The sequence below is a fragment of the Serratia sp. CY55921 genome (genome assembly GCF_052167655.1).
Classification (GTDB): Bacteria; Pseudomonadota; Gammaproteobacteria; order Enterobacterales; family Enterobacteriaceae; genus Serratia; species Serratia ureilytica.
This window is the reverse complement of the sequence record NZ_JBJNMU010000002.1, coordinates 378,687-403,356: the sequence shown is the minus strand read 5'-3', so window position 1 is coordinate 403,356 and position 24,670 is coordinate 378,687. Positions and strand designations below refer to the sequence as shown.

The window sequence follows — 24,670 nt, the reverse complement described above, 5'->3', positions numbered from 1 at the left end:
ACCATGCCGCAACCTCTAAACGCCCCTGAACACGCCCCACGCGCCTGGCCGCTGTGGAAACCGATCCTGTTTCTGCTGGTGGTGGCCGTTGGCCTCTACTATGTCAAATGGCAGCCTTACTACGGCAAGGCGTTCGTGGCGGCGGACAGCCACTCGATCGGCAAATCGATCCTGGCCGACGGCGCCGCGAGCCCCTGGCTGGCGGCCTGGCAGTACGCGCTGGTCTACTTCACCGCGGTATGGAAGGCGGCGCTGCTCGGGGTGCTGTTAGGTTCGCTGGTGCAGGTGCTGATCCCGCGCGACTGGCTGGCGCGCACGCTCGGCCACCGGCGTTTTTCCGGCACCGTGCTGGGGGCGCTGATCGCGCTGCCGGGCATGATGTGTACCTGCTGCGCCGCGCCGGTTGCCGCCGGCATGCGCCGCCAGTCGGTGTCCAGCGGTGCCGCGCTGGCCTTTTGGCTCGCCAACCCGGTATTGAACCCGGCGACGCTGGTGTTCATGGGGTTTGTGCTCGGTTGGCCGTTCGCCGCCATCCGCCTGGTGGCGGGCGTGGTGATGGTGCTGGGCATCGCCTGGCTGGTGCAGCGCGTGACCGCCAACGATCCGCAACCCGCCGCGCCGCAGCCTTTGGTGCTGACGGCGCAGAGCGATGAGCGGCCGTTCCTCGCCCGCTGGGGCAAAGCGCTGTGGGCGCTGTTTTGGTCGACCATCCCGATCTACGTGTTGGCGGTGCTGGCGCTGGGGGCGGCGCGGGTCTGGCTGTTCCCGCATGCCGACGGCGCCGTCGACAATAGCCTGCTGTGGATCGTTGCTCTGGCGATCGTCGGCTGCCTGTTTGTTATCCCCACCGCGGCGGAAATTCCGATCGTACAGACCATGATGCTGGCGGGCATGGGCGCCGGCCCGGCGCTGGCGCTGCTGATGACCTTGCCGGCGGTCAGCCTGCCTTCGCTGCTGATGCTCAACAAGGCCTTCTCCGCCCGCGCGCTGTGCCTGACGGCGGCGCTGGTGGCGCTGTGCGGCATGCTGACCGGCGTGGTGGGGATGGGGTTGGTGTAATTTACCGTTGCTGTCTCAAGAAGGAGACGGCAATGGCCACGTTTAACAACCGGTAAAGCGGACCAATGGCGTCAGTGAGTTAACGCTTCTCCTGTCGGATATCATGACATCACATTGAATGCACTATTGTGAATTTAAATTCACTATAGTAAATTTGCGTGGACTAATTTTGTATGTAAATACACCCAGTAATGACCACGGTAAGGTAGAAGAATGTTAAAAATCAGAATGTCACGTCCATCTGAAGCGCCAGAAATTATACGAATCTGGAAAAATTCTGTAGATGCTACGCACGACTTTCTCACTGCGCACGATCGACAAGAGATCGAAAAAGAGGTTGTCGGTTTTTTTTCTGAAACCCCCGTGTGGGTTGCCGCCGATCGGGAAGACCATCCGCTGGGATTTATGTTTTTACATGATGGTCATCTGGAGGCGCTTTTTGTCGATGCTGCAGCTCGCGGACATGGCGTCGGCAAGCAGTTGATATCACATGCACTGGCGCTTCATCCTGATTTAAGCGTCGATGTGAATGAACAAAACCAACAGGCCGTCGGGTTTTATCAACATATGGGCTTTGAAGTTTCAGGGCGTTCCGAGTTGGATAATCAAGGCAGGGCCTATCCCCTATTGCACCTAAGCCGCTCGGCGGGAATGTAGCCGTCGTGGCAGTGGCGCATTATTGATTTTTTTGGCTAAAAGCAACGACATATGCACAACCCTGCTCACTGTCGGGATTGCTCATTTGGTACTCGCTGGCAAAGGTCAGGGCAAAGCAGTCACCGGCGCGTAAATGATGGGTTTGATTATTGACCCGAAAATCAAGGCTGCCACTCAACACCCACAGCGTTTGGCCGGAAAGATGCTCACTGGCGGAAGCGGGTATCGTAAGTTGACCCAGAGCAGGAATTTCAACTTTGATAAGTTCGGGGCATGCGCCCGCTGGGGACAGAGACCAGCGGGTAATGCCCGACTTTTCATCTGTCCAATGCTGCTGCTGATGAGCAAAGAGCACCAGTGAGTTCTGGTGTTGCTCAAGTTCTGCGAAAAGTTTTGATAGCGTAATATTCATGGCATTGGCTAAACGGCCGAGGATCGTGGCGCTGGGACTGGAAGCCCCCCGTTCAACCTTGCTGATCATGGCCTGACTGACGCCCGACCGTTGGGCAAGCTCTGCTACCGTCCAGTTGCGTGCCTTTCTATGTTTAAGCAATAAACGCGCAATATCGCTGTCTACTATCTGATTTTTAGATGTTTTATCCATTCTCACCCTCACTTTCGCCAGCCTGATTATGCCATTACCGCAATGAGGCTGAAATCACTGATTTTACAAGTTTAAAAAATCAGTCGCCCTCTCAGTCAATCATAACCTCTGTAGAACCTACGGCATCATTAGAGCAAGGTTTGCAACCCTAACATCCGCTCTTGGCACAGAGCCACCTGTCAGATGACTCTATGCTGCCGATGCGTCAGGTCGAGTTTGGATGAATACCCATTGATATGTGTGTTGCTGGCTCAGCGCAACCTATGCACCACCTGGTTGCTGCTGCCGCGCCAGATCAGTGCCGGGTCTTTCAAATCCTGCACGAACTTGCCGTCGATCAGCACGTTGATTCTGTCCACTATCTGCATTTGCTGTGCGTCCAGCTCCGCCAGCCGGTAGCCGGTCCACAGCCAGATATCCTTGCCGGGGCATTCGGCGCACATCCGTTTCACCAACTGCAATATGCTCGGCACGTTGGCCGGGTGCAGCGGATCGCCGCCGGAGAGCGACAGCCCCTGGCGCGGCACGCGCGTATCGTTCAGATCGGCGATGATGCGGTCTTCCAACGCCGGGGTAAATGGCTGGCCGGAGTTGAGCCGCCAGGTGCTTTTGTTGTAGCAACCGGGGCACTGGTGCACGCAGCCGGCGACAAACAGCGTGCAGCGGGTGCCGGGGCCGTTGACGACGTCGATCGGGTAGTACTGGTGATAATTCATGTGAGGCCTGCCCATCAGGCTATTTTACTGGCCATTTTGCCTCCGGCAGGGCTCCCAATCCTCACGTACTGCGTGTACGCTGCGGTTGGTGCGCGCTGGCCGAAGGCAAACCGGCTGCGACAATCACGCCTGATGAACAGGCTTTTGCCTAGGTTGCACGGCGTTTCTCAGCCGAGCTGCCCGTTGCCGAGGTGTTTCACCCGGCGTTTCACCTCTTCCTGCTTGCCGGCGTTGAACGGCCGGGCATCGGGGCTGCCGAGATAGCCGCACACCCGGCGGGTGACCGAGACCTTGGCCGAGTCGTGGTTGCCGCATTTCGGGCAGGTGAAGCCTTTGCTGGTGCAGGAGAATTCACCGGTAAAGCCGCATTCGTAGCACTCGTCGATCGGCGTGTTGGTGCCGTAGTAAGGCACCCGGGTGTAGCTGTAGTCCCACACGTCTTCCAGCGCCTTCAGGTTGTGCTGCAGGTTCGGGTATTCGCCGTAGCAGATGAAGCCGCCGCTGGCCAACGGCGGGTAGGGCGCTTCGAAGTCCAGCTTGTCGTACGGATTGACCTTCTTCTCCACGTCGAGGTGGAAGCTGTTGGTGTAATAGCCCTTGTCGGTGACGCCCGGCACCACGCCGAAATCGGCGGTGTCCAGCCGGCAGAAGCGATCGCACAGGTTTTCGCTCGGCGTGCTGTAGAGGCTGAAGCCGTAGCCGGTCTCGTCTTTCCAGGCGTCGACGGCGGCGCGCAGCCGCGCGACGATCGCCACTGCTTTGGCGCGTAGCGCTTCGTCGTCATACACGTGGTTTTTGCCGCCGAACAGCGCGTTGATGGTCTCGTGCAGGCCGATGTAGCCCAGCGAAATCGAGGCGCGGCCATTCTTGAAGATATCCGCGATGTTGTCGTCGGCCTTGAGCCGTACGCCGCAGGCGCCTTCCATGTACAAGATTGGCGCCACCCGCGCCTTGATGCCTTCCAGCCGGGCGATGCGCGTCATCAGGGCCTTTTTCGCCAGCTGCAGGCGCTGATCCAGCAGCGCCCAGAAGCGCGACTCATCGCCCATCGCCTCCAGCGCGATGCGCGGCAGGTTGAGGCTGATGACGCCGATGTTGTTGCGGCCGTCGTGCACCAGCTCGCCGTCCTGCTCGTAGGTGCCGAGGAAGCTGCGGCAGCCCATCGGCGTTTTGAACGAGCCGGTGACCTTCACCACCTGATCGTAGTTGAGAATGTCCGGGTACATGCGCTTGCTGGCGCACTCCAGCGCCAGCTGCTTGATGTCGTAGTTCGGATCGCCGTACTGGTGGTTGAGGCCGTCGCGGATGGCGAACACCAGCTTGGGGAATACGGCGGTCTTGCGGTTTTTGCCCAGCCCGGCGATGCGGTTTTTCAGGATCGAGCGCTGGATCAGGCGCGATTCCCAGCTGGTGCCGAGGCCGAAGCCGAAGGTGACGAACGGCGTCTGGCCGTTAGCGGTGTGCAGGGTGTTGACCTCGTACTCCAGCGACTGGAAGGCGTCGTAACACTCTTTCTCGGTGCGCGCCATGGCATAGCCTTTGGCGTCCGGGATCTGCCACTCTTCCGCCACCTGCAGGTGTTTGCGGAAGCTCTCGTCGACGAACGGCGCCAGAATTTCATCGATGCGGTTGATGGTGGTGCCGCCATAAATATGGCTGGCAACTTGGGCGATGATCTGTGCGGTCACGGCGGTGGCGGTGGAGATCGATTTCGGCGGCTCAATCTCGGCGTTGCCCATCTTGAAGCCGTTGGTCAGCATGCCTTTCAGATCGATCAGCATGCAGTTGAACATCGGGAAGAACGGCGAGTAGTCGAGATCGTGGTAGTGAATTTCGCCGCGTTCATGGGCCAGCACCACGTCGCGCGGCAGGATGTGCTGCTTGGCGTAGTGTTTGGCGACGATGCCCGCCAGCAGGTCGCGCTGGGTGGGGATCACCTTGCTGTCCTTGTTGGCGTTTTCGTTCAGCAGCGCGCGGTTGCTTTGCTCGACCAGGCCGCGAATCTCCTGATTCAGGCGGCCGCGCAGCTCGCGCGCCACGTCGCGATCGTGGCGGTATTCGATATAGGCGCGCGCCAGCTGTTTGTATTCGCCGGCCATCAGGTGGTTTTCCACCGCCTGCTGGATCTCGTGGATATCGACGCGCGGCTGCTGCTCCATGCGCTGAGCGACCACGCGGGCGACGGTGGCGCAGTAGTCGGCATCGACCACGCCCACCGCCAGCGCGGCGCGCTCGATGGCCTGCGCAATGCGCGCTTCGTCAAAAGGTACCTGGCAACCGTCCCGCTTAATCACTACTGGTTTCACATTGTACTCCTTGTTCCCCGAGGGAGCGTTCATACCCGCCTGGCGTGGCGAGCAACCGTCAAATTTCGCTTATCCACAGGGCAAAGCCGCAGCGCGCAAGGGCTGTGGCGGCGTGTGGATGATTTTGTGGATAACTACTATATATAGGTGTTCGCAATTCTTAATGCACTATATATAGATATCGGCGCGATTCTTTTGATGTAGAACAAGGAAAACGAAAGAGCGTGCGCAAGCTGAACAGTCGTCAATCGCCCGCCGGCCGATCGCGAAAATGTTCCAGCAGAAAATCCACCCAGACGCGCACCCGCGGCGGCAGATCCGCCGAAGCGTAATAGAGCCACAGCTGCACCGGGCGCGGCCAGCATTCCGCCAGCACCGGCCGCAGCGTGCCCTGCTCGAAGTGTTTCTCGACGTACCAGCGCGCCAGGTTGACGATGCCCAGCCCGGCCAGCGCCGCATCCAGCAGCATTTCCGGGCGGCTGGCTACCAGCCGGCCGTTCAGATCCAGCGCCAGCGTTTCGCCCTGATGGCGCAGCTGCCATTTGACGTGGCGGCCGTTGGCCGGGTTGCGGTGCAGCAGGCAGTCGTGCCGCAGCAGATCGTGCGGCGTTTGCGGTTCACCGCGCCGCGCCAGATAGTCGGGCGACGCCGCCAGCACCATGTGCATCGGGTAGAGCGGGCGGGCCACCAGCCGGCTGTCGGGATCGACCCGGCTGCCGATGCCGACGTCGAAACCTTCGCCCACCAGATTCACCACCCGGGCGTCCAGCGACAGATCGAGATCGATCTGCGGATAGCGCGCCAAAAATTGCGGGATCAACGGCATCAGCATCTGGCGGCCGAAGCCGGGGATCATCGTGACGCGCACCACCCCGGCAGGCGCCTGCCGTTCGCCGCCGGCGCTTTCCAGCGTCGCCGCCAATGCCTGCCACAGCGGCGCTACCTGCGCCAGCAGCGCTTTGCCCTCGTCGGTCAGCAGCACGTTGTGGGTGTTGCGCTGAAACAGCCGCAGCGCCAGCTTCTCTTCCAGCGCGCGGATGTTTTTGCTGACCGCCGCCGGCGTCACGCCCAGCTGGCGAGCGGCGGCGGAGAAATTTTGCGCCTGCGCGGCGGCGAGGAAGGCCGGCAACAGGCGGTGTACGTCAAAGGGCAGCGACATAGTGGTTGATACTTTCAGTTGAAATTGAAATGACCTCTAACAGCCTACACCCGCAGCGGCGGAAATGGAAAAATGCCCACATCTTCTTATGACCGAGGAATCATGTATGTCGCGCATTTTAGTGTTAACCGCCCACCGCACCCCCGACGAGTCGCGCATTAATAAGGCGCTGATCGAGGCCGTACGCCCGCTGCCCAACGTGACCGTTCACGAACTGATCCGCGCGTATCCGGATTACCGCATCGACGTGGCGCGCGAACAGGCGCTGCTGCAGAGCCATGATGCGGTAGTGATGCTGTTCCCGTTTTACTGGTACAGCTCGCCGGCGATCCTCAGCGAATGGCAGGATGCGGTATTAACCTACGGTTTTGCCTACGGCAGCGAAGGCACCCAACTGCACGGCAAGCCGCTGCAGCTGGTGGTGAGCACCGGCGGTAACGCGCAGGCTTATACGGCGCAAGGGTATAACCGTTATCCGGTGCAGGATCTGCTGCTGCCGTTCCACGCCATGGCCAACCTGACCGGCATGGATTATCTGCCGCCGCATCTGGTGCAGGGCGTGAGCGACATGAGCGATGAGCAGTTGGCGCAAGAGGCCGCCGGCGTGGCGGCGCTGCTGGGGAAATGGTAGGGCGCAGCGTTCGCCGCGCCCTGCGGGGTCAGTCTTCGAGCAGCCACCACACCGCTTCGAACGGCCGCAGCGTCAGCGCCTGCGGCTGGTCCGCCGAATCGGCGTAGTTGCTCATCAGCGGGCGCCATTGCGCGGAAGCTTCCACGCCTTCCGCCGCCCAGGCCAGCGGTTCGCGGCTCAGGTTGGCCGCCACCAGCAGGCGCTGGCCGTTCCAGCTGCGCTGATAGCACCACAGCGCCGGGTGTTCCGGCGCCAGATCCTGATAGTCGCCGTGGGTCAGCAGCGGATACTGCTTGCGCAGGGTGATCAGCTGGCGATAGGCGTAAAACACCGAGTCGAGATCGGCCAGCGCCGCGTCGGCGTTGATCTGCGGGTAGTTCTCGGCGCAGCCGATCCACGGCGTGCCGGTGGTGAAACCGGCGTGCGGTGCGGCGCTCCACTGCATCGGCGTGCGGCCGTTGTCGCGCGATTTGTCGGCCAGGATCGCCAGCAGCTCGGCGTCGCCGCGGCCCTGGGCGCGCAGTTCGGCGTACATGTTCAGGCTTTCCACGTCGCGATACTGCTCGATGGCGCGGAAGCCGGGGTTGGTCATGCCGAGTTCTTCGCCCTGATAGATATAAGGCGTGCCCTGCATGCCGTGCAGCACCATCGCCAGCATTTTGGCGGCCGGCACCCGCAGTGCGCCTTCATCGCCGAAGCGCGACACGATGCGTGGCTGATCGTGGTTACACCAGAACAGCGCGTTCCAGGCGCGGTTATGCATCCCTTGTTGCCAGTGGCGGAAGATCTGCTTCAGTTCCACGTAATCCGGCGCCGCCCGCGTCCATTTTTCACCGCCGGCGTAGTCCACCTTCAGGTGATGGAAGTTGAAGGTCATCGACAGCTCTTCGCCGCTCTGCGCCGCGTAGCGCTGGCAATGCTCAAGCGTGGTGGAGGACATCTCGCCCACCGTCATCAGGCCGCGCGGCTGAAACACGTCGCGGCTCATCTCCTGCAGGAACTCGTGGATGCGCGGGCCGTCGGTGTAGAAGCGGCGGCCGTCGCCCTGGCTGTCGGATGGGAAGTCCTGCTGTTTGGACACCAGGTTGATCACGTCGAGACGCAGCCCGTCGACGCCTTTGTCCGCCCAGAACTGACACACTTTCTTCAGCTCTTCGCGCACCGGCGGGTGCTCCCAGTTGAGATCCGCCTGCTCGGCGGCGAACAGGTGCAGGTAGTACTGGCCGCTGTCGGCGTGCCACAGCCAGGCGTTGCCGCCGAACTTGGAGCGCCAGTTGTTCGGCGGCGTTTCACCCTCGCCGTCGCGCCAGACGTAGAACTGACGATACGGGCTGTGGCGATCCTGCGCGGCCTTGAACCACGGGTGCTCGGTCGAGGTGTGGTTGAACACCATGTCCATCACGATGCGGATGCCGCGCTGGTGGGCGGCGGCGACCAACTGCTCGAAGTCTGCCATCGTGCCGTAAGCCGGATCGATGGCGCAGTAGTCCGCCACGTCATAGCCGTTATCCACCTGCGGCGACACGTAGACCGGCGTCAGCCAGATCGCGTCCACGCCCAGCTCCTGCAGATAGTCCAGCCGCCGGGTCACGCCGGCCAAATCGCCGTAGCCGTTGCCGGTGCTGTCCTGAAAACTCTTCGGATAAATTTGGTAGATGACGCCGTTCTGCCACCAGGGGGTTGGGTTGCTCATAGATCAATACCTTTGAATCGTGACCACGGGCCTGCGCAAGCAGGCCCCTACATTCATCTTGCGTCAATTAAACCGGCAGCTCGCCGCGGGCGGCCTTGCGTTTGTAGACCATGATGGTCAGCACCAGCGGGATGACGATCGCCACCAGAATCGCCAGCGAGTAAATCAGCCAGAACTGCGGCTTGATAGACAGGATGCCCGGCAGGCCACCGACGCCGATGCCGTTGGCCATCACGCCGTCCAGCCCGCAGATAAGGCCGGCGATCGCGGAGCCGATCATCGCGCACAGCATCGGGAAGCGGTATTTGAGGTTGATGCCGTACATCGCCGGTTCGGTCACGCCGAGGTAGGCGGAGATCGCCGCCGGCACCGAAATTTCACGCTCGTTGGCCTTGCGGCTGATGATGATGATGCCGAGCACCGCCGAGGCCTGCGCGATGTTGGACAGCGCAATCAGCGGCCACACCGGGGTGCCGCCCATGCTCTGGATCATCTGCATGTCGATAGCCAGCGTGGTCTGGTGCACGCCGGTGATCACCAGCGGCGCATACAGGAAGCCGAACAGCGCGGCGCCCACTGGCGCGAAACTGCCGGTCATCACCGATTTCACCGCCCAGGCGACGCCGTCGCCGATCATGCGGCCGAACGGCCCGATCAGCGCGTGCGCCAGGAACACCGCCAGCAGCAGCGAGACCACCGGCACTACCACCAGATAGAGATAGTCGGGAACGATCTTTTTCAGCCGGGTTTCGATCCAGCCCAGCGCCATGCCCGCCAGGATCGACGGGATCACCTGCGCCTGATAGCCCACTTTCTGGATCACGAACCAGCCGAAGTTCCACACTTCCGGCGTTTGCTGGCCGAGCAGGTAGGAGTTCATCAGCTGCGGCGACACCAGGGTGACGCCCAGCACGATGCCGAGTACCGGGGTACCGCCCATCTTTTTCACCGTCGACCAGCAGATGGCCACCGGCAGGAACATGAAAATCGCTTCACCGAGCAGCCACAGGAAGTCGTAAACGGTTTTCCACGCCGGGTGCATCTGCGCCAGCGTTTGGCCGCCGGACATCGGGATGTCGCCGATCACGTTGCGGAAGCCGAGGATCAGACCGCCGCTGATCAGCGCCGGCAGCAGCGGGAAGAAGATCTCGGCGAAGTGGGAGATGGTGCGCTCGGTCCAGGTCATGTTCTGGCGTGCGGCCACCTTGGCCTGTTCCTTGTCGGCCTCGTTGACGCCGGTGCTGGCGATCAGCGCCTGATAGTAGTCGCCGACGTCGGTGCCGATCACCACCTGGAACTGCCCGGCGTTGGTGAAGCAACCCTTGACCATCGGCAGCTCTTCGATCTCTTTCGGTTTCGCCTTGTTGGGATCGTTGAGGACGAAACGCAGCCGGGTAATGCAATGGCTGACGGTGGCGATGTTCTCGCGGCCGCCGACCAAAACAATCAGGCGATCAATATCCTGCTGTTTTACTTTGCTCATTATGGGATACCTGCAGAGGTGTTGACTGAGTAATGATCAAAGCTTAGCCACTCGGCATTTTGAATGAAATGGGAACGTTCCCGGTTTGGGGCGAGGATCACAAAATGACGAAAAATGGTCAACTTCCGATCAGGAAAGTTTGCTGGGCACCACCAGGCGGCGGATCCCCTGTTCGCCGCTGAGCTGCGCCAGCAGCTGCTGCGCGGCCAGCAGGCCGGCGCTGCCGTAGCCGAACTCCACCGACAGGGTGTCGGGGAACAGGAAGCTGAGCAGCGGGGTGTTGCCGATGGCGCATACCTGGATGGCGCGCGTCGGCTGTTGTTGCAGGTATTTGATCGCCCCCAGGGCGATGCTGTCGGAGGCGCAAATCAGCGCGCTGGTGTGCGCGTCAATCACTTCGGCGGCGTGCTGGAAACCGCTCTGGTAGCTCAGTTCGCCCAGCGTAGCGCGCGGCGTGAGCGTGAGGCGTTCACAGGCGTCGAGATAGGCCTGATAGCGGCGCTGGCCGGTGGTGGCGTCGCTGAGCTGCACCCCCAGATAGCCGATATGCCGATGTCCTTGCTGATACAGGCGATCCATCAACAGGTTCACCGCGCCGGCGTCGTCGTAGCAGACGGACGAGAAGCCGTCGTATTCGCGCACCATCACCACCATTTTTTCCTGCCACGGCTTGAGCATCGCCGCGGTCAGGCCGGTGAAGCCGAACAGGATCACGCCGTCGACGTTGCGCTGATGCAGTACGTGCAGATGCTCCTGCACCAGGCGGGTTTCGAACTGGCTCTCCATCACGATCGGATCGAAGCCTTGCTGATACAGCAGCGGCAGCATGGTGCGCACCGCCTGGTTTTCCGACGGCGAGTCGAGACGGGAAACGATGATGCCCACCACTTTGTCGCTTTGGCCGCGCATGGCGCGCGCCGACTTGGAGGGCGTAAACCCTTGCTGACGGATCACCGCTTCCACCCGTTCACGGGTTTGCGGGCTCACGCTGCCTTCATTGTTCAGCACGCGTGAGACGGTGGATTTGCCTACGCCGCTCAGGCGCGCGATGTCCTTGATGGTCAGCCGGTTTTGCATGGTTTACTTTTCGTTGAGGTGGACAGGCGTAACATAAAGGCCTGTAAAACAATGCCCGTCAGCATAGCTCATTTTCCGACGCGGATCTTGATGCAAAACGGGATTGTGACATTGCGATGAACGGCCGCTCCTGCCGCTCTGTTTTTCCCTTTACAGGAGGTTATTCCCCATATGGACCCCGACCCGACTGCTTTAGACACTCACTCGGTTCTCCGGTAAAACCTCTCCGCCTGGCGCTGCTGTTTTACCGGTGAAGTACATCACGGTAACCGGTAGCGCGCGCTTCGTCGTTCGCTCCTGCTGCTGAAAAAAAGAATAAGGATCTGCGTTGGCAGAGGCTTTTTGGCGCACCCGCCATTCGCCCGGCCGATGACGATCCCCGTTTACCCGCTGCCGTGAGGCACCGGGCGACGAGGTGCGAACCATGAAACTGAAAAAACTCCCCCGTCAGCTGCTGGGCCTGTTCGCCCGCGGCCTCCCGCGCCGTTTGGTGCGCCGCGACAGCCTGCTGGACAGCGTCGGCGGCGCTGCGCGCGACATGCCGGCCGGCCTGGCGCAGCAGCGGCTGGAATGCGCCGCCGCAGAGACGATGCAGCTGTTTGAGCGTTTTCACAGCCACCCGGAAGGCATCACCGCCCATGAGGCGGAACAGGTGCGCCAGCGCTGCGGTGAGAACGTCATCGACGATCAGCAGAAAGAGGCCTGGTGGCAACACCTCTGGCACTGCTACCGCAACCCGTTCAACCTGCTGCTGACCGCGCTCGGCATGATCTCTTACGCCACCGAGGATCTCACCGGCGCCTTGGTGATCGCGCTGATGGTGCTGATCTCCACGCTGCTGAACTTCATCCAGGAGGCGCGATCCAATCGGGCGGCCGACGCGCTGAAGGCCATGGTGAGCAACACCGCCACGGTGATCCGCAGCGATGCGCTCACCGGCAAGAGTGAGCACGTGGAGCTGCCGATCGCGCAGCTGGTGCCGGGCGATATCATCAAACTGGCGGCCGGCGACATGATCCCGGCGGATCTGCGCGTGCTGTCGGCCAAGGATCTGTTCATCAGCCAGGCGGCGCTGACCGGCGAATCGCTGCCGGTGGAAAAATCCGCCGCGCCGCAGTTGCCGGCGGCCGATCCGCTCGACTGCCAGAACCTGTGCTTCATGGGCACCAACGTGGTCAGCGGCACCGCGCTGGCGATGGTGATCGGCACCGGCGGCGGCACCTATTTCGGCCAGCTGGCGCAGCGCGTCACCAGCCAGGATGAGCAGCCGAACGCCTTCCAGAGCGGCATCAGCAAGGTCAGCTGGCTGCTGATCCGTTTTATGCTGGTGATGACGCCGATCGTGCTGCTGATCAACGGCTACACCAAGGGCGACTGGTGGGAGGCGGCGCTGTTCGCGCTGTCGGTGGCGGTCGGGCTGACGCCGGAGATGCTGCCGATGATCGTCACCTCGACGCTGGCCAAAGGGGCGGTGAAGCTGTCGCGCCAGAAGGTGATCGTCAAACGGCTGGACGCCATCCAGAACTTCGGCGCGATGGACATTCTGTGCACCGACAAGACCGGCACCCTGACCCAGGACAAGATCGTGCTGGAGCGCCATACCGACGTGTTCGGCGCCAGCAGCGAGCGGGTGCTGCGCTACGCCTGGCTGAACAGCTTCTACCAGACCGGGCTGAAAAACCTGCTCGACGTGGCGGTGCTGAGCTGCGCGGAGCAAAATCAGCAGCCGCAGGCGCTGCAAAACTACCGCAAGGTGGATGAGATCCCGTTCGACTTCGTGCGCCGCCGCATGTCGGTGGTGGTGGCCAAAGACAACGAGTATCACGAGCTGGTGTGCAAGGGCGCGCTGGAAGAGATGCTGGCGATTTGCAGCCACGTGCGCCACGAAGACGAGGTGATCCCACTCAGCGAGGCGCTGCTGGCGAGGATCCGCCGCATCACCGACGATCTCAACCAGCAGGGGCTGCGGGTGGTGGCGGTGGCCAACAAGATCCTGCCGGCGCAAACCCATGAATACGGCGTGGCGGACGAGTCGGATCTGATCCTCGAAGGCTACGTCGCCTTCCTCGATCCGCCGAAGGAAAGCACCGCGCCGGCGCTGTCGGCGCTGAAACAGAACGGCGTCACGGTGAAGATCCTCACCGGCGACAACGAGCTGGTGGCCGCCAAAGTGTGCCGGGACGTCGGGCTCGAGGCCGATCATCTGCTGCGCGGCAGCGAGATCGAGCAGATGGACGACGAGCAGCTGGCGCAGGCGGCGGCGCGCACCACGGTGTTCGCCAAGCTGACGCCGCTGCACAAGGAGCGGATCGTCAAACTGCTGCGCCGCCAGGGGCACGTGGTGGGCTTTATGGGCGACGGCATCAATGACGCGCCGGCGCTGCGCGCGGCCGATATCGGCATCTCCGTCGATTCGGCGGTGGACATCGCCAAGGAAGCGGCGGACATCATCCTGCTGGAAAAAAGCCTGATGGTGCTGGAGCAGGGGGTGATCGAAGGGCGCCGCACCTTCGCCAACATGCTGAAATACATCAAGATGACCGCCAGCTCCAACTTCGGCAACGTGTTCAGCGTGCTGATCGCCAGCGCCTTCCTGCCGTTTCTGCCGATGTTGCCGCTGCACCTGTTGATTCAGAACCTGATGTACGACATCTCGCAGATCGCCATCCCGTTCGATAACGTCGACGACGATCAGATAACCCAGCCGCAGCGCTGGAACTCCGCCGATCTGGGGCGGTTTATGGTGTTCTTTGGGCCGATCAGTTCTATCTTCGACGTGCTGACCTTCAGCCTGATGTGGTGGGTATTCAAGGCCAACACGCCGGAAATGCAGACGCTGTTCCAGTCCGGCTGGTTCGTGGAAGGGCTGCTGTCGCAAACGCTGATCGTGCACATGATCCGCACGCGCAAAATTCCGTTTATCCAGAGCCGCCCGTCCTGGCCGCTGTGCATCATGACGCTGGCGGTGATCGCCACCGGCATCGGCCTGGTGTTCTCGCCGCTGGCTGGCTTCCTGCAGCTGCAGGCGCTGCCGCTCGGTTACTTCCCGTGGCTGGTGCTGATCCTCGCCGGTTACATGGTGCTGACCCAGTGCGTGAAAGGCTGGTTCGTGCGCCGCTACGGCTGGCAATAACCCGTTCGCCCCCTCCGGCCGGGAGGGGGCAACTGTGATCCCGTCCGCTTTTTCACCGCAACGGTTGGACATCTGTTCTGTGCTAAGTCTTTATCTACAGCGTTGGCTGTTTTCCCCTGCGCCTTTCAAACCAACGCGTTGTTGTTTATCGCCTAGCGGTGGTTTGAAATTCATTGGGGATATTTTGTTTTTTTCCTCTGAGGAATTTCCGATGCACAGACCTTTCCGTTATACGCTACTGGCTTCATCGTTATGGTTTTCTTGCGGCGCGCTGGCGCAGCCGGCGGGTGATTTGCCGCTGATGCCCTGGCCGCAGCAGGTGGAAGTGACGCAACCGGCGGGCAAACTGATTTTGGATCACCGGCTGTCGTTAAGCCTCCAGGGCGATGATTTGGGCGACGCGCTGCCGCGCTGGCGCCAGCGCATCGAGTTGCAGACCGGCTGGACGCTGGCGCCGAGGGAAGAAGCAAACGGCGCGGCGATCAAGGTGGTGATCAAGGATCGGGTGGCGGCGCAGCCGCTGCCGGGCAGCGATGAGAGTTACCGGCTGGCGGTCACGCCGCAGGGCGCCACGCTGACCGCCAACACCCGCTTTGGCGCGCTGCGCGGCATGGAGACCCTGCTGCAACTGCTGCAGACCGATGGGCAAAACACTTTCCTGCCATTGGTGGATATTCGCGACGTGCCGCGTTTTCCGTGGCGCGGCGTGCTGCTGGATTCGGCGCGCCATTTCCTGCCGCTGCCGGACATTTTGCGCCAACTCGACGGCATGGCGGCGGCCAAGCTCAACGTATTCCACTGGCACCTGACCGACGATCAGGGCTGGCGCTTCGCCTCCGAGCATTACCCCAAATTGCAGCAGCAGGCCAGCGACGGCCAGTTCTACACCCGTGAGCAAATGCAGCAGGTGGTGGCTTACGCCACGGCGCGCGGCATTCGCGTGGTGCCGGAGATCGACATGCCGGGGCATGCCTCCAGCATCGCGGTGGCCTATCCCGACCTGATGAGCGCGCCGGGGCCGTATCGCATGGAGCGCGAGTGGGGCGTGCATAAGCCGACGCTCGATCCGACCCGCGACGAGGTGTATCAGTTTGTCGATACGATCGTCGGCGAGCTGGCGGCGATCTTCCCCGATCCTTATCTGCACATCGGCGGCGACGAAGTGGACGCCAGCCAGTGGCGGGCGTCGCCGTCGATTCAGGCGTTTATGCAGCAGAACGGGCTGGCGGATACCCATGCGCTGCAGGCCTACTTCAACCAGAAGCTGGAAAAGGTTCTCGAGAAGCACCAGCGGCAGATGGTCGGCTGGGACGAGATCTATCATCCGTCGCTGCCGCGTTCGATCGTCATTCAGTCCTGGCAGGGGCAAGACTCGCTGGGCGCCAGCGCGCAGGATGGCTATCAGGGCATTCTCTCCACCGGTTTCTATCTCGATCAGCCGCAAAGCACCGCCTATCACTACCGCAATGAAATTCTGCCGCAGCCGCTGGGGATCGAAACGGCGGTGCAACCCGGCGAGCAGGCGCAAAGCTGGCGTTTCAGCATGCCGCGCCTGAAGGGCAGCGCGGTGGAGGGCCGTTTCACGTTGATCGAGGGCAAGCAGGGCTGGCGCGGCTTTATCGATTTCAACGGCAAATCGCGCCGCGCGGTGCACGATATCGTCTGGCGCACGCCGCAGCAGGTGACGTTCCGCGTCGATACCTGGATGGGCGACACGCGGCCGGTGTTTACGCTGCAACAGGACAAGCTCAGCGGCTATACGTTGGTCGGCAACGTGCGTTACCCCACCCAGGGCGAGAAACTGGCGGCGGCGCCGGCGGGCAAGATGCCGGTGGTGCCGGATGAGAAGGGGCAGGCCAAGATCCTCGGCGGGGAAGCGGCGCTGTGGGCGGAAAACGTGCGCGCGCCGCTGATCGATCTCAAGCTGTGGCCGCGCGCCTTTGCGGTGGCGGAGCGGCTGTGGTCGGCGCAGGACGTCACCGATGAGAACAACATGTACCGGCGGCTGGCGGCGATCGACGCCTGGTCGGTGGTGTCGGTCGGCCTGCAGCAGCACGCGGAAACGGCGCGCGAATTCACCCGGCTGAGCAACAGCGTGCAGATCATGCCGCTGCAGATCCTGGCCGAGGCGGTGGAGCCGGCGCAGTATTACACCCGCCAGCACCTGAAGTTCCAGGCCGGCAACTATCATCAGTTCGAACCGCTGAACCGCTTTGCCGATGCGCTGCCGCCGGAGAGCGAGGCGGTGCGCGCCATGCATGCGCAGGTCGCGGCTCTGCTGAAGGATAAGCGCGATAAGGCGACGGCGCAGGCGCTGCGCGAACGGCTGCAGCGCTGGCAGGCGAACGGCGCGGCGTTGCAGACGGCGATCGCGGGCAACCGCACGCTGCGGGAGCTGGCGCCGGTGGCGCAGGACGTCGATGCCCTGGCCGCATTGGGGTTAACGCTGCTGGAGCGCTATCAGCAGGATAAACCGCTGAGCCGAGCAGAGGCAGAACAAGCGCAGCGCCGGCTGGATGCGGCGGCGCAGACGCGCGACGAAGTGGTGATTGCGGCGGTGTACCCGCTGGAGGCGTTGCTGCGGGGGTTACAAACGGCTCCGTAAGGAGAGGTGGCGAATAAACTGCGGGGCGTATTCCATATCTCGACATTGCGATGTGGTTGAAAGAGCAGAAACGACGGGCTGGTTGTAAAATCCAGCCCGATTTGTTCATTCAATACGGTTTACGCATTCAAAGGATTGATAATGCCGCAGGTTTTTAATGTCCGATTGATTGGAGAACGCGCACTGGCTGCAACCAATGACCTCTTTGCTGAGGCCGGGTATGGCGTCCGGGTGCAAATGATGAAGGCTGAAGATTTTGAGTGGTGCGTTGCGTTGGCTCGCCAACAACCTGAAGAGCGCCGTATTCCCTGGGCGTTGAATGGCGCCGCGTTGGACGATCCTGACGGTTTTACGTTTAGTTTTAAGATACAGGGCATCGATGACCGGCCGGCAGGCGCCTGTATCTGCCGATTTTGTCCGGCGGCTGGCGAGCAACTGGCGATGTTAAATATTGAGATGCTGCAAAACTTTCGGATTAGAGACTCGAGCCTTGATGGCAATACGCTGCGTTTTGCGCTCTATGTCGCCGTGCTCTTTATGGTGGATACGGCATGCGCAGGTTTGCGTTTAATATCGCCGATTAATACGGAGTTGGCTGATTATTATATAAATTATCATCAATTTGTTGACCTCACCGGGGGGCTCAAACAGATACTTTATCGAGATGCTGAGGCGCTTTTCCTGTGGTTCCAGGAAGGTTTTTTGCCGCCGGCCTCATAATTGAAGGTGGATGAAATTTGCGCAATAATGACGAAATGCCGGTGGGGTCACAGGAGGTTCGCATGGTGATAAAGTCAACAAAACGTCAGGTAACACAACCTGCCTCTTATGAGCTGAAGGTGTATAAATTCGGCATGGAAGGTGTAGATGCAGTGAACACCTATACATCTGAACAGATTGACCGCATAACGCCTCGCGGCAAACCGATTACGGCTTCGCGAGAAGAGGTTATCGCCGTTTTAAAACAGGCGGTAAAACAGGTTAACGCTTCATCCTCTCCAGCAGCGGAAACTCTGGGTTGTGTCCGTCGGCGCCCAGCATTCAAGTAATGTAAAAACGGCCAGTCTGCACTGGCCGTGATGCGCGTGACCGTCGATTAACGACGCACGGCGATGGCTTCGATTTCGATCTTCACGTCTTTCGGCAGACGCGCCACTTCCACGCAGGAACGGGCCGGGAACGGCGCGCTGTGCTCGGTGAAGAAGGCTTCGTACGCGGCGTTGACGGTGGCGAAGTCGTTCAGGTCTTTCACGAACACGGTGGTTTTCACGATGTCGGCAACGATCAGGCCGGCGGCTTCGACGATCGCTTTGACGTTTTCCAGTGACTGGCGCGCCTGAGCGGCGACGTCGTCGGCGACGGCGCCGGTTTTCGGATCAACCGGGATCTGGCCGGAAGTGATGATCATGCTGCCCAGATCAACGCCCTGCACGTAAGGACCAATGGCTGCCGGGGCGAGTTCAGTGCTGATGTTACGTGACATGTTTTCTCCTGATAAACCCGTTGTCTTTCACGCCGCCGCGCGGTCGGCCGCAGCGTAAAATTCGGTGGGTAGCAACGTGGGTAGAGTGATTTTCAGAGGACCCATTATAGGGCGTCACCGGGAGAATAACAGCGCCATCTCCCGGCGCCCATGCCGGGATTAGTCCGCCTGCAGCACCACCTGATGCTCGAACTCTTTTTCGCAGTAGCGGCACTTCAGGTGTACTTCACCGTCGCGCGATTTGACGCTGAAGCTCGACGCCACCGGCTCGCTGCGGCTGATGCAGTTGCCGTTCGGGCAGGTCAGCACGCCGTCGATGTGGTCCGGCAGGCTGAGGGTCAGCTTGCGCACCACTTCATAGTTGTCGATGCGGTTTACCGTGGCCTTCGGCGCGTACATCGCCAACTGGTTGGCCTGCTGCTCGGTCAGGAAGGTGTTCTCGATCTTGATCAGATCCTTGCGGCCCAGCTCGTTGGAGGGCAGGTTCAGGCCGATGGTGATGCGCTGGTCGGTGGCGGTCAGCTTGAACAGCGTCAGCAGTTTGAAACCAATCTGCGCCGGAATGTGGTCGATCACCGTGCCGCATTTGATCGCTTCAACCTGCAGTTTATTGTCGTGAGTCATGGCGGTTCCCCCTTAAAGAGCCAAATCTGCGTTGAGCACCAGCGCCAGCAGCGCCTGACGGGCGAAGATGCCGTTGCCCGCCTGCTGGAAGTAGTAAGCGTGCGGCGTTTTATCCACGTCGGTGGCGATCTCGTCGATGCGCGGCAGCGGGTGCAGCACCTTGAGGTTGGCGCGCGCGCCGGCCAGATCCGCGGCGCGCAGCACGAACTGCGCCTTCACGTTGGCGTACTCGGACGGATCGAGGCGCTCTTTCTGCACCCGGGTCATGTAGAGAATATCCAGCTCCGGCACCACTTCTTCAATGCTGCCGTGCAGGCTGTACTCGATGCCTTTCTCTTCCAGCATTTTCAGGATGTAGGCCGGCATCGCCAGCGCGTCCGGGGCGATGAAGTAGAAGCGGTTGCCTTCGAATTTGGCCAGCGCCTGGGTGAGCGAGTGCACGGTGCGGCCGTACTTCAGGTCGCCGACCATGGCGATGCTGAGGTTGTTCAGGCGGCCCTGGGTTTCCTGGATGGTGAACAGATCCAGCAGGGTCTGGGTCGGGTGCTGGTTGGCGCCGTCGCCGGCGTTGAGCACCGGCACGTTGCCGGAGAACTCCGAGGCCATGCGCGCCGCGCCTTCCTGCGGATGGCGCATCACGATGGCGTCCACGTAGGTGCTGATCACCGAGATGGTGTCGGCCAGGGTTTCGCCTTTTTTGCCGAGCGAGGTGTTGCTGCCGTCGGCGAAACCGACCACCGAGGCGCCGAGGCGGTGCATCGAGGTTTCGAACGACAGGCGGGTACGGGTCGAGGCTTCAAAGAAGCAGCTGGCGATCACCTTGTGTTTCAACAGTTCCGGCTGCGGGTTGGCTTTCAGACCGGCGGCGGTGCGCAGCACCAGCTCCAGATCCTCGCGGCTGAGATCGTTAATAGAGATGATGTGTTTGTGATACAGCGGGTTGGCCATTTTTCACTCCTCCTCGACGCGTGCCCGTGGCGCGGGACTTTTTAAGGCAAAAAAAAGCCCCTCAATGAGGGGCTTGAAACGATCGGTTTAGCAACAGGAGAAACAACGGCAGCTGGCCGCCGATAGGCAGTCGGTTTTGTCGATTGCGGCTAACAAAACAAACGTCGTTTTTCATGCTTTCTCCTGGCAAATTGTGGCGCATTATACTCGCGCTTTTCGCCACTGCAAGCGTTAAAACGCCGTTTTTTGCCGCCCCGCAATCGATTGGCCGGCGATGGCCGCCTGCGGGCTATTTGCTGACGCGATCGTAGTAGACCATGTCGGCGTTCAGCCCCTGCTGGTAGCCTTTGACGTTGTCGCGCAGCACCACTTCGGTTTTGGCCTGATCGATAAACACGTACGGCGAACTGCGCTGCAGCTCCTGCTGCATGGCGGTGTACAGCGCGCGGCGCTTGGCCGGATCGGCTTCGGCCAGTGCCGCCAGCGTCTGCTTATTCAACTGCGGGATCTGCCAGCCGTTCAGCCCGGCCACCGTGCTGCTCTTGCCGTCGTTGTAGGCAAAGGCGCTGGCGTTGGAGTGGGCGTCGAAGTAATCCGGGATCCACAGGCGGATCGCCGCCTGATGCTGCCTGGCGCGCACGCGGGAGTAAACCTGGCTGCCCGCGGCCGGCAGCAGCTCGACCTTCACGCCGGCAGCGGCGAAGCTACCCTGCAGCGCCTGCGCGATGGTGATGAACGGCGGTTTGTTCTCTACGTCCAGCGTAAAGGCGGCGTGGGTGATGCCCGCCTTGGCCAGAATGGCTTTCGCCTTGGCCGGATCGTAGCGGAACGGGTTGGTCTCCAGCGCGCCCGGCAGCCCGACCGGCAGGAAGCTCTGATGCACGAAGTATTGGCCCTTCAGCAGATCCTGGGTGATGCCCTGATAATCCACCAGGTAGCGCGCCGCTTCCCAGAAGGCCGGGTTGTTCAGCAGCGGATTGGCGCCGTTGCCGGTGTTGAACACCAGGTAGTTTTGTTCGGCGGACGGGATCTCCAGCACCTTAACCCCCGGCTGGTTCTTCAGCGTGTCGGTCTGGTCGGCGCCCAGTTCGCGGGCGATATCGGCGTCGCCCTGCTGGACCAGCAGGCGGCGGGTGGCCGGATCCGGCACGTTCTTGATGATGATGTTTTTCAGCTGCGGCTTGTCGCCCGGCGTCGTGGGGTTGGCGTCCAGCACGATCGCCTGATGCGGCTGATAGACGCGCATCTTGAACGGGCCGCTGCCGGCGGAGTGCATTTTCAGCCAGGCGTTGCCGAAGTCGCCGTCTTTGACGTTGGCCAGCGCCGCCTTGCTGTCGACGATCGAGGCGATCGGCGTCGAGAGGATATTCAGCGCCACCGCCGGGCTGACGTCCGCCGTCCAGCGCAGCTGCACGGTATGGTCGTCGATCTTCTTCAACTGCGCGTCGATGTTGTCCGGCTGCCAGCCGAGCACGTTGAGGATGAACGCCGGCGACTTGTTCATTTTCACCGCGCGGCTGTAGGAGAAGATCACGTCGTCGGCGGTCAGCGGGTTGCCGGAGGCGAACGCCGCCTGCGGCCGCAGTTTTACCGTCAGCGTTTTGGCCGCCGCATCGCTCTGCCAGCTTTCTGCCAGCACCGGTGCCACCTTGGCCGGATCGTCGCGATCCGCCTGCACCAAGCGCTGGTACAGGCTGGGCACCGTCTGGATGCTGGAGAGTTCGTTGGCTTCCGCCGGATCGAGGCTGACGATGTCATCCAGCGATTGCACCACCACCAGCGTATTCGGCGGCGTGGCGGCTAACGCGGCGGCGGGCAGGGCGGCGAGCAGGAACAGCGGCAAGAGTTTGGTTTTCATCGGTGTGTATCCCCTGAAGGCGCCGCAAGGCGGCGCTGAGAACGGTTTGTTATCGTTGGTTTTTACGGCGCGGGCGCCGTCGGCCTGTCACGGTAGAACCTTTGTCCGCGGCGGGCAAAGGCCAATGCGCTATTTGATATTCCAGGAATATATTAGCCGCCCTGGCCGGGGGCGCCAGGGCGGAGGGAGAGGCGTGTCAGAGCGTTGCGCTCAGCGTGGCGACCAGCACCGCCTTGATGGTATGCAACCGGTTTTCCGCCTGATCGAACACCACGCTGTGCGCCGACTCGAACACCTCGTCGGTCACTTCCATACCGCCGTGCAGATCGTACTGCTGCGCCATCTGCTTGCCGAGCGTGGTTTGATCGTCGTGGAACGCCGGCAGGCAGTGCAGGAACTTCACGTTCGGGTTGCCGGTCAGTTTCAGCATCGCCATGTTGACCTGATACGGCCGCAGCAGCGCGATACGCTCCTGCCAGGTCTCTTTCGGTTCGCCCATCGACACCCACACGTCGGTGTAGAGGAAATCGGCGTCTTGCACCCCTTCGGCGATGTCTTCGGTCAGGGTGAGTTTCGCGCCGGTTTGCTGCGCCAGCGCCTGGCATTCGGCCACCAGCTCCGGCTGTGGCCAACAGGCCTTCGGCGCCACCAGCCGCAGATCCATGCCCGCCAGCGCGGCGGCTTCCAGCAGCGTGTTGCCCATGTTGTTGCGCGCGTCGCCGACGTACGCCAGTTTCACTTCACTCAGCGCCTTGCCCGGCAGGTGTTCCTGCACGGTGAGCAGATCCGCCAGCAATTGGGTGGGGTGGAACTCGTCGGTCAGGCCGTTCCATACCGGCACGCCGGCGTATTCCGCCAGGGTTTCCACCAGCGCCTGGCCGTAGCCGCGATACTGAATACCGTCGTACAGGCGGCCCAGCACCCGGGCGGTGTCTTTCATCGACTCTTTATGGCCGATCTGGCTGCCGCTCGGGCCGAGGTACGTGACCTGCGCGCCCTGATCGAATGCGGCAACTTCGAAAGAGCATCGCGTGCGGGTTGAGTCTTTTTCGAAGATGAGCGCAATGTTTTTGCCCTGCAGCCGGCGCTGTTCCTGCCCCTGCTTCTTGGCCTGCTTCAGATCGGCCGAAAGCTGCAGCAGCGCCTGCAGCTCGGCGGGGGTGAAATCCATTAACCTCAGAAAGTGACGTTGGTAGAACGTATTGCCGGTGCTCATAGTCCGATTCCCTGATTGCTCAATTGAATTAAAATTCACTTTATATGTATGAATATTCAATTTCAACCCCGGCGAGGAAATCTTTCATGTTTATCGTGGAAGCAATGTCGGCGGTGTGTGAAAATAGAAGGAATGAAGGCCATTTGACTTGAGGATATAGGCATGGCAAACCGCGAATTGCTGGAAGAACAACGTGAAGAGACCCGCCTGATCATCGAAGAGCTGCTGGAAGACGGCAGCGATCCGGACGCGCTCTACACCATCGAGCACCATCTGTCCGCCGAGAAATTTGAGGTTCTGGAGCAGGCCGCCGTTGAAGCCTTCAAGCTGGGCTACGAAGTGACCGACGCCGAAGAGCTGGAAGTGGAAGACGGTTCGATGGTGATGTGCTGCGACGTGATCAGCGAAGTCGGCCTGAACGCCGAGCTGATCGACGCTCAGGTCGAGCAGCTGGTGGCGCTGGCGGAGCGCTGCGGCGTCAACTACGACGGCTGGGGCACCTACTTCGAAGATCCGAACGGTGAAGACGGTGAGGATGACGAAGACGGCGACTACATCGACGAAGACGACGACGGCAAACGCCACTAATTAACCCCGCTTATTCACATGGGCCGGCTCTCGCCGGCCCCTGATAAACGCTATGACATACCAATCCCTGTTAGCCCCGATTTTAAGCTTCCTGCACTGTGAAACTCCCGACGCCTGGATCGACGCCGCGCGCCGTCCGGAAAACCTGCAGCTGTTGCTGACCGACCACCTGGTGTGTGAGCTGAAAGCCGCACAGACCGGCATGTGGTTGATCCGCCGCTACGTGGCGGACAAAGAGAGCGGCGACGCGCTGTTGGCGCTGCTGCGGCCCTACGAGGCGTTTCTGCACGAAGCGCAGGGCGCGCCCGACACATTGTTCCGCCAGGGCCAGTTCACCCGCAAGATCCTGCCGAAAAACGGCTCGGCCTACGGCCAGGATCTGGCGGATCGCATGGTGCTGTTGATCAAGGAAGAGCTGCATCACTTCTCGCAGGTGCTGGAGATCATGCAGGCGCGCGGGATCCCGTATCGCAAGATCACCGCCAGCCGCTACGCCAAGGGCATGATCCGCGAGATCCGCACCCACGATCCGGCGACGCTGATCGACAAACTGATCTGCGGCGCCTACATCGAAGCGCGATCCTGCGAACGCTTCGCCAAACTGGCGCCGCACCTGGACGATGAGCTGAACCGCTTTTACGTCTCGCTGCTGCGATCCGAAGCGCGTCACTATCAGGACTACCTGACATTGGCCGAGCAGATCGCCGGCGACGACATCAGCGAACGGGTGGCGCATTTCGGCCGCCTCGAAGCTGAACTGATCCTGTCGCCGGACAGCGAGCTGCGTTTCCACAGCGGCGTGCCCGCCGCCGCCTGACGTTGAGGCGCGT

The 24,670-nt window shown here is 61.4% G+C and carries 21 protein-coding genes; 9 read left to right on the top strand and 12 right to left on the bottom strand.

The window, feature by feature from the left end; genetic code table 11:
- The first annotated feature begins 3 nt into the window (after nucleotides 1-3).
- Nucleotides 4-1,059 (top strand): permease, encoded by a 1,056-nt coding sequence (locus tag ACJ8M3_RS15685; RefSeq protein ID WP_089197616.1) that lies wholly within the window; start codon nucleotides 4-6, stop codon nucleotides 1,057-1,059.
- 213 nt (nucleotides 1,060-1,272) lie between these two features.
- Nucleotides 1,273-1,716, top strand: coding sequence for an acetyltransferase (locus tag ACJ8M3_RS15680; protein ID WP_074446861.1), 444 nt, complete (start codon nucleotides 1,273-1,275; stop codon nucleotides 1,714-1,716).
- A 19-nt stretch (nucleotides 1,717-1,735) separates the two neighbouring features.
- Here the strand turns inward: ACJ8M3_RS15680 and ACJ8M3_RS15675 are convergent, their stop codons facing one another.
- The 4 genes from ACJ8M3_RS15675 to ACJ8M3_RS15660 form a co-directional block, all read right to left on the bottom strand.
- Complete coding sequence (locus ACJ8M3_RS15675; protein ID WP_025305101.1) at nucleotides 1,736-2,320, bottom strand: helix-turn-helix domain-containing protein; 585 nt, start codon at nucleotides 2,318-2,320, stop codon at nucleotides 1,736-1,738.
- Between the two features lie 251 nt (nucleotides 2,321-2,571).
- On the bottom strand, nucleotides 2,572-3,036 hold the full coding sequence (nrdG, locus tag ACJ8M3_RS15670; protein WP_089197617.1) for an anaerobic ribonucleoside-triphosphate reductase-activating protein: 465 nt from the start codon (nucleotides 3,034-3,036) through the stop codon (nucleotides 2,572-2,574).
- Nucleotides 3,037-3,203: 167 nt separating this feature from the next.
- Nucleotides 3,204-5,342 (bottom strand): anaerobic ribonucleoside-triphosphate reductase, encoded by a 2,139-nt coding sequence (gene nrdD / locus ACJ8M3_RS15665; protein WP_089197618.1) that lies wholly within the window; start codon nucleotides 5,340-5,342, stop codon nucleotides 3,204-3,206.
- A 244-nt stretch (nucleotides 5,343-5,586) separates the two neighbouring features.
- On the bottom strand, nucleotides 5,587-6,501 hold the full coding sequence (locus ACJ8M3_RS15660; protein ID WP_046688121.1) for a LysR family transcriptional regulator: 915 nt from the start codon (nucleotides 6,499-6,501) through the stop codon (nucleotides 5,587-5,589).
- Between the two features lie 106 nt (nucleotides 6,502-6,607).
- On the opposite strand from ACJ8M3_RS15660, the gene ACJ8M3_RS15655 reads away from it, so the two are divergent.
- Complete coding sequence (locus ACJ8M3_RS15655; protein WP_033641685.1) at nucleotides 6,608-7,132, top strand: NAD(P)H-dependent oxidoreductase; 525 nt, start codon at nucleotides 6,608-6,610, stop codon at nucleotides 7,130-7,132.
- A gap of 28 nt (nucleotides 7,133-7,160) precedes the next feature.
- Here the strand turns inward: ACJ8M3_RS15655 and treC are convergent, their stop codons facing one another.
- From treC to treR, 3 genes are all read right to left on the bottom strand, one after another.
- The gene (treC, locus tag ACJ8M3_RS15650) at nucleotides 7,161-8,825 is read right to left on the bottom strand and encodes an alpha,alpha-phosphotrehalase (protein ID WP_089197619.1); all 1,665 of its coding nucleotides are present in this window, start codon (nucleotides 8,823-8,825) and stop codon (nucleotides 7,161-7,163) included.
- 67 nt (nucleotides 8,826-8,892) lie between these two features.
- A complete protein-coding gene (treB, locus tag ACJ8M3_RS15645) occupies nucleotides 8,893-10,308 on the bottom strand; it encodes a PTS trehalose transporter subunit IIBC (protein ID WP_033651452.1) in 1,416 nt (471 codons plus the stop codon).
- Between the two features lie 129 nt (nucleotides 10,309-10,437).
- On the bottom strand, nucleotides 10,438-11,385 hold the full coding sequence (gene treR, locus ACJ8M3_RS15640; RefSeq protein WP_042783558.1) for a trehalose operon repressor TreR: 948 nt from the start codon (nucleotides 11,383-11,385) through the stop codon (nucleotides 10,438-10,440).
- Between the two features lie 424 nt (nucleotides 11,386-11,809).
- Between treR and mgtA the strand changes: the two genes are divergently transcribed.
- From mgtA to ACJ8M3_RS15620, 4 genes are all read left to right on the top strand, one after another.
- On the top strand, nucleotides 11,810-14,518 hold the full coding sequence (gene mgtA, locus ACJ8M3_RS15635; RefSeq protein WP_089197620.1) for a magnesium-translocating P-type ATPase: 2,709 nt from the start codon (nucleotides 11,810-11,812) through the stop codon (nucleotides 14,516-14,518).
- Between the two features lie 211 nt (nucleotides 14,519-14,729).
- Nucleotides 14,730-17,123, top strand: coding sequence for a beta-N-acetylhexosaminidase (locus ACJ8M3_RS15630; protein ID WP_089197621.1), 2,394 nt, complete (start codon nucleotides 14,730-14,732; stop codon nucleotides 17,121-17,123).
- A gap of 141 nt (nucleotides 17,124-17,264) precedes the next feature.
- Complete coding sequence (locus tag ACJ8M3_RS15625; RefSeq protein WP_033651448.1) at nucleotides 17,265-17,843, top strand: hypothetical protein; 579 nt, start codon at nucleotides 17,265-17,267, stop codon at nucleotides 17,841-17,843.
- A 62-nt stretch (nucleotides 17,844-17,905) separates the two neighbouring features.
- Nucleotides 17,906-18,172, top strand: a complete 267-nt coding sequence (locus tag ACJ8M3_RS15620) for a hypothetical protein (protein ID WP_046688125.1) — start codon at nucleotides 17,906-17,908, stop codon at nucleotides 18,170-18,172.
- Between the two features lie 47 nt (nucleotides 18,173-18,219).
- Here ACJ8M3_RS15620 and ridA read toward each other — a convergent pair whose 3' ends face one another.
- The 5 genes from ridA to argF all read right to left on the bottom strand — a co-directional run bounded on the left by ridA (nucleotide 18,220) and on the right by argF (nucleotide 23,252).
- Nucleotides 18,220-18,606, bottom strand: a complete 387-nt coding sequence (gene ridA, locus ACJ8M3_RS15615) for a 2-iminobutanoate/2-iminopropanoate deaminase (protein WP_004933379.1) — start codon at nucleotides 18,604-18,606, stop codon at nucleotides 18,220-18,222.
- Between the two features lie 159 nt (nucleotides 18,607-18,765).
- Complete coding sequence (pyrI, locus tag ACJ8M3_RS15610; protein ID WP_033641690.1) at nucleotides 18,766-19,230, bottom strand: aspartate carbamoyltransferase regulatory subunit; 465 nt, start codon at nucleotides 19,228-19,230, stop codon at nucleotides 18,766-18,768.
- 12 nt (nucleotides 19,231-19,242) lie between these two features.
- Nucleotides 19,243-20,178 (bottom strand): aspartate carbamoyltransferase, encoded by a 936-nt coding sequence (gene pyrB / locus ACJ8M3_RS15605; protein WP_033641691.1) that lies wholly within the window; start codon nucleotides 20,176-20,178, stop codon nucleotides 19,243-19,245.
- Between the two features lie 289 nt (nucleotides 20,179-20,467).
- A complete protein-coding gene (locus ACJ8M3_RS15600; protein WP_103101775.1) occupies nucleotides 20,468-22,036 on the bottom strand; it encodes an ABC transporter substrate-binding protein in 1,569 nt (522 codons plus the stop codon).
- Nucleotides 22,037-22,232: 196 nt separating this feature from the next.
- The gene (gene argF, locus ACJ8M3_RS15595) at nucleotides 22,233-23,252 is read right to left on the bottom strand and encodes an ornithine carbamoyltransferase (RefSeq protein ID WP_089197623.1); all 1,020 of its coding nucleotides are present in this window, start codon (nucleotides 23,250-23,252) and stop codon (nucleotides 22,233-22,235) included.
- Nucleotides 23,253-23,414: 162 nt separating this feature from the next.
- Here argF and rraB point away from each other — a divergent pair, with 162 nt between their 5' ends.
- Together rraB and miaE are read left to right on the top strand one after the other, a co-directional pair.
- Entirely contained in the window at nucleotides 23,415-23,840 is a 426-nt protein-coding gene (gene rraB, locus ACJ8M3_RS15590) for a ribonuclease E inhibitor RraB (protein ID WP_025305115.1), read from the top strand.
- 52 nt (nucleotides 23,841-23,892) lie between these two features.
- Complete coding sequence (gene miaE / locus ACJ8M3_RS15585; RefSeq protein WP_046688127.1) at nucleotides 23,893-24,657, top strand: tRNA isopentenyl-2-thiomethyl-A-37 hydroxylase MiaE; 765 nt, start codon at nucleotides 23,893-23,895, stop codon at nucleotides 24,655-24,657.
- The last annotated feature ends 13 nt before the right edge of the window (nucleotides 24,658-24,670 follow it).

Excerpts from the sequence above, each read along its gene's own strand:
- ACJ8M3_RS15685 (WP_089197616.1), top strand. The coding sequence starts at position 4 with ATGCCGCAACCTCTAAACGCCCCTGAACACGCCCCACGCGCCTGGCCG.
- ACJ8M3_RS15680 (WP_074446861.1), top strand. The coding sequence starts at position 1,273 with ATGTTAAAAATCAGAATGTCACGTCCATCTGAAGCGCCAGAAATTATA.
- ACJ8M3_RS15675 (WP_025305101.1), bottom strand. The coding sequence starts at position 2,320 with ATGGATAAAACATCTAAAAATCAGATAGTAGACAGCGATATTGCGCGT.
- nrdG (WP_089197617.1), bottom strand. The coding sequence starts at position 3,036 with ATGAATTATCACCAGTACTACCCGATCGACGTCGTCAACGGCCCCGGC.
- ACJ8M3_RS15660 (WP_046688121.1), bottom strand. The coding sequence starts at position 6,501 with ATGTCGCTGCCCTTTGACGTACACCGCCTGTTGCCGGCCTTCCTCGCC.
- ACJ8M3_RS15655 (WP_033641685.1), top strand. The coding sequence starts at position 6,608 with ATGTCGCGCATTTTAGTGTTAACCGCCCACCGCACCCCCGACGAGTCG.
- treC (WP_089197619.1), bottom strand. The coding sequence starts at position 8,825 with ATGAGCAACCCAACCCCCTGGTGGCAGAACGGCGTCATCTACCAAATT.
- treB (WP_033651452.1), bottom strand. The coding sequence starts at position 10,308 with ATGAGCAAAGTAAAACAGCAGGATATTGATCGCCTGATTGTTTTGGTC.
- treR (WP_042783558.1), bottom strand. The coding sequence starts at position 11,385 with ATGCAAAACCGGCTGACCATCAAGGACATCGCGCGCCTGAGCGGCGTA.
- mgtA (WP_089197620.1), top strand. The coding sequence starts at position 11,810 with ATGAAACTGAAAAAACTCCCCCGTCAGCTGCTGGGCCTGTTCGCCCGC.
- ACJ8M3_RS15630 (WP_089197621.1), top strand. The coding sequence starts at position 14,730 with ATGCACAGACCTTTCCGTTATACGCTACTGGCTTCATCGTTATGGTTT.
- ACJ8M3_RS15625 (WP_033651448.1), top strand. The coding sequence starts at position 17,265 with ATGCCGCAGGTTTTTAATGTCCGATTGATTGGAGAACGCGCACTGGCT.
- ACJ8M3_RS15620 (WP_046688125.1), top strand. The coding sequence starts at position 17,906 with ATGGTGATAAAGTCAACAAAACGTCAGGTAACACAACCTGCCTCTTAT.
- ridA (WP_004933379.1), bottom strand. The coding sequence starts at position 18,606 with ATGTCACGTAACATCAGCACTGAACTCGCCCCGGCAGCCATTGGTCCT.
- pyrI (WP_033641690.1), bottom strand. The coding sequence starts at position 19,230 with ATGACTCACGACAATAAACTGCAGGTTGAAGCGATCAAATGCGGCACG.
- pyrB (WP_033641691.1), bottom strand. The coding sequence starts at position 20,178 with ATGGCCAACCCGCTGTATCACAAACACATCATCTCTATTAACGATCTC.
- ACJ8M3_RS15600 (WP_103101775.1), bottom strand. The coding sequence starts at position 22,036 with ATGAAAACCAAACTCTTGCCGCTGTTCCTGCTCGCCGCCCTGCCCGCC.
- argF (WP_089197623.1), bottom strand. The coding sequence starts at position 23,252 with ATGAGCACCGGCAATACGTTCTACCAACGTCACTTTCTGAGGTTAATG.
- rraB (WP_025305115.1), top strand. The coding sequence starts at position 23,415 with ATGGCAAACCGCGAATTGCTGGAAGAACAACGTGAAGAGACCCGCCTG.
- miaE (WP_046688127.1), top strand. The coding sequence starts at position 23,893 with ATGACATACCAATCCCTGTTAGCCCCGATTTTAAGCTTCCTGCACTGT.